Annotated in this window: 2 protein-coding genes; both read right to left on the bottom strand. The window is 66.4% G+C overall.

Annotation, left to right across the window (positions count from 1 at the left end):
• On the bottom strand, window positions 1-3,197 hold a 3,197-nt coding region (locus CAPSK01_RS23070), incomplete at its 3' end, for an ATP-binding protein (RefSeq protein ID WP_273703722.1).
• Window positions 3,194-3,803 (bottom strand): Hpt domain-containing protein (locus tag CAPSK01_RS14115; protein ID WP_273703721.1); only part of this gene is annotated, 610 nt, incomplete at its 5' end. The genes CAPSK01_RS23070 and CAPSK01_RS14115, both read right to left, overlap by 4 nt.

Below are 3,803 nucleotides of genomic sequence, written 5' to 3'. Positions count from 1 at the left end.
GCCTGGTCGTCCTCGGTCAGCAGCACCTGCGGCTGGCCGGCGGGCGGGATGGCCGGCACCGCCGCCTGCGAGTGCTCGAGCATGTCGTGGAGCGCGGCCAGCACCGCGTCGCGGGTGATCGGCTTGCGGATATAACCGGCGGCGCCTAGTGCCGCCGCCTCGCCGGTGTCGGCCGTGCCGGAGATGATATACACGGGAATGCCGGCGCTGGCCGGGTCGGACTTCATTCGGCGCAGGACTTCGAGGCCCGGGATGTCGGGCAGGCCGAGGTCGAGCAGAACGCCGACCGGGCGCTCGGCGGCGATCAGTGCGAGCGCCTTTTCTCCGCTATCGACCGCCAGCACGGCGTAGCCGAGCGTTTCGATCAGGCGGGTGACGATCGTCACCAGCCGGCCATCGTCTTCGACGACCAGGATCAGTGTGTGGCGGCCGGCGGTGGCCGCGCGCGTGGCTACCGCTGGTGCTGCAGGCGCCGGGGTACTGCTGGCGGAGCAGACGATATCCGGCAGGTGCACCGAGAAGCGACTGCCACTCTCGGGCGTGCTCTCGACATCGATCCGGCCGCCCAGCAGTTCGACGAGTTGGCGGCTGATCGCCAGGCCCAGGCCGGAGCCGCCGTACTTGCGTGCGCTGCCGCCATCGACCTGCTGGAAGGCGTTGAAGATGGGTCCGATCTGGTCGGCCGCGATGCCGATGCCGCTGTCGATGATGTCGAAACGCAGCCCCCTGTCCTCGGTGCACAGCACGAGCCGCACCGACCCCTGATCGGTGAACTTGACGGCGTTCGACAACAGGTTGGTCAGGACCTGGGTCAGCAGGCGACGGTCACTGCGGATGATCGGCGCCGCTGCGGCTTCGACCTCGATGGCGAAAGCGATCGACTTCTTTGCCGCGAGCGGCTCGAACAGGCGGCGCAGGTAAAGGAGGATCTCGGAGACCGGGAAGTCCTCGATCAGCATCTCGACCTTGCCGGCCTCGATCTTCGACAGGTCGAGGATGTCGTTGATCAGCGACAGGAGCTGGTTGCCGCTCTCGTGGATGACGCTCGCCGACTCGACTTCATCGTCATCGAGGTGACCGGTCGAATTCTCGGCCAGATGCCTGGCCAGGATCAGAATGCTGTTCAGCGGTGTGCGCAGTTCATGCGACATGTTGGCCAGGAACTGCGATTTGTAACGGTTGGCCTGCGTGAGTTCGCGCGCCCGTGCCTCGGCCTCGCTACGGCCGAGTTCGAGTTGTCGTCCCTGCGCTTCCAGACTGCGGTTCTTCTGTGCCAGTTCCTCCTGCTGCACCCGCAGTTCCTCCTGGGTGCCGCGCAGGGCCAGGTTCTGTGCCTTGAGTTCGTCGGACTGGGCACGCATTTCGTCGCTCAGCGCCAGCATGGCGCTGTTCTTGTCGGCAAGTTCGGCTTTCTGCTGGCCCAGGATCTCGGCCTGCCGGCGACTTTCATCGAGCAGCGCGAGATTGCGCTCGGCGGCTTCGATGTTCGCCAGTTGCAGTCCGAGCGGCCCCACCAGGGCTGCGAGAAAAGCGTGCTCGTCGGGCGACAGCCGGCGCGTCGCCGCCAGTTCGACGACCGCCAGCGTCTCGTCCTGATGCGTGATCGGGTAGAGCACGAGTTCCTCGGGCGGGAACTCGGCCAGCCCGGTGGCGATCAGCATCAGACCGCTGCCCACCGGTGCCAGGATGACCGCCTGGCCATCGCGGGCGCACTGACCGACCAGCGATTCGCCGGGCGCGAAGCAGTCCTGCGACTGGCTGCGCCGAACCAGTCCCTGGGCGCCGGCACGCCGGTAGTAGCCGTCGGCGTCGCGCAGAAAGAGCGTCGCGACGGGAACATCGAGCTGCTGCCGCAGATGTCCGAGGAGGACGTCGGCCACGTCGGCCAGTCTTTCCCTCTGGCTGACGGCGGCAGTCAACGCGGCGACGTTTTCGTGAATCCGGCGGTCGCGTGCGACCGCCTCGGACATCTTGCGAAAACATTCCGCGGCCTTGGCCATGTCGCCGATTTCGTCCTGGCGGTCGAGGCCGGGAATCGCCGTTTTCTCGCCTCTGGACAGGCGTACCAGTGCAGCCTGCATGGCCAGTACCGGCTGAAACAGCCGCCGACCGCCAACGACTGCCATCGCGGTTGCGGCGCCGGCAATCAGCAGGCCGCTGCCGAGCATCAGCCATTGCAGCGAATACAGACTGGACAGCGCTTCGTCACGGCTGATCTTGGCGATCACGCCCCAGCGCGGCTGGTCGCCGAGGGCGCCGGCAAACGGCTGCAACTGCCGGTAGGCGATGAACGAAGGCTGGCCGCGATAATCGATGAGCTGATCGCTGCCATCGTTGCCGGCGAGCACACGGTTGACGGACTCGGTGTGCAGTTGCCGCTTGAGGACCGAAGGTTCCTGGTCGAAAAAAGTGTTGGTCAGCATCCAGCCGCCGCTGCCGACGACAAAGGCTTCACCGCTCTGGCCGAGTCCGGCCTTGAAGTGCATGTGCCGGTCGAGCGGTCCGAAGGCGATCTGCACCACCAGTGCCCCTAGCGGCTGACCGTTGTCGGGGTCGAGGATCGGGATGGCGAGGAACATCGCCGGCCGGTTGCCCGCGGCCGCGTAAAGTTCGGCATCGGCAAAGGCCGGGACGCCGCTGACCGCCTGACGCAGGGCAATCTCCGCCACACGCGCCAGGCCGCTGTTCTTCCAGGGCCCGGTGAACAGGTTGGTTGCGAAATCGTGAGCCTTGAGCAGGGAATAGACGACATGGCCCTGCGGGTCGACCAGCAGCATGTCGTGCCAGCCGTAGGAAACATGGCGCCTGCGGAAGAACACATCATGCTCGCCGTGTACCTGTTGGTAGCCGCGACGGCAGGGATTGTTGGCGGGGCTGGCGGCCTGCTCTGCGTCGCGGTCGTACAACTGCTGGAGCTGGGTGTCGGCGCTGGCACCGCAGGCGGCGAAAGCGGCGGCAAACTGCTGCATGGCCGTGACCACGGCAGGGGCGTTGCCCATGCCGATGATGTCGTCGCGCATCCGTTCGAAGTGATTGTGAATATCTTCGCGGCGCGCTTCGACGACCGCTGCCAGTGCACGTTCGGCGGCCTCCTGCAGGGCGTTGCCGGTGACCAGGGTGACGATCGCCAGCAACAGCGAAACGGCAGCAACTGCCGGCAGAACCGTCTGGAGGAGCAGTTTCGAGCCCAGTTTCATGTCGATGTCCCTATTGCTTCGGCAATGAGCTGCCTCGCCGCTTCAAAATCGAAACCTTCCGCTTTCGCCAGCGCTGCCTGCAGCAGCGCGTGCCAGTCGCGATCCGGCAGTTCCGCAAGGCAGGCGGCGATGGCCGCGGCGCTGCCGCCGTCCGCAGCTTCCAGCAGCGGCAGCAGGGCCGCGATCGCGGGCGGCATCGGCCCTTCGGGCCGTGCTGCTGCGGCCGTCGTGGCCGGCCTGGCGGAGCCGAGCACTGCCTGCAGACTGGCGCGCATCCGTTCAATCGACTGTACCAGTTGTTGGCGGATTGCGCTGCCAGATTTGCTATCCATTTCATGGTCGGGCTCGCCGGCCCGGAGAAACTGCTCCAGTGCCGCCGCCAGATCGTGGAGTTCGGTCATGCCGAGCGTACCGGTGCGACCCTTGAAGGCGTGCACCACCTGCCTTGCCGCCGCGTAATCCCGATTGTGCAGCAGCGCGTCGAGCCTGGCCATGAAATCCGCCGAATCCCCGACGAATTCCCGCAGCCAGTACCGGTAACGCGCGCCATTGCCGGCAAAGCGCTGCCGTGCTGCGCTGGCGTCCAGGCCGCCGATCGCCGCCAGC

The sequence above is a fragment of the Candidatus Accumulibacter vicinus genome (genome assembly GCF_000584955.1).
Taxonomy (GTDB): domain Bacteria; phylum Pseudomonadota; class Gammaproteobacteria; order Burkholderiales; family Rhodocyclaceae; genus Accumulibacter; species Accumulibacter vicinus.
Note: the sequence above shows the minus strand (reverse complement) of the source record. Positions and strands in the feature narration are given on the sequence as shown.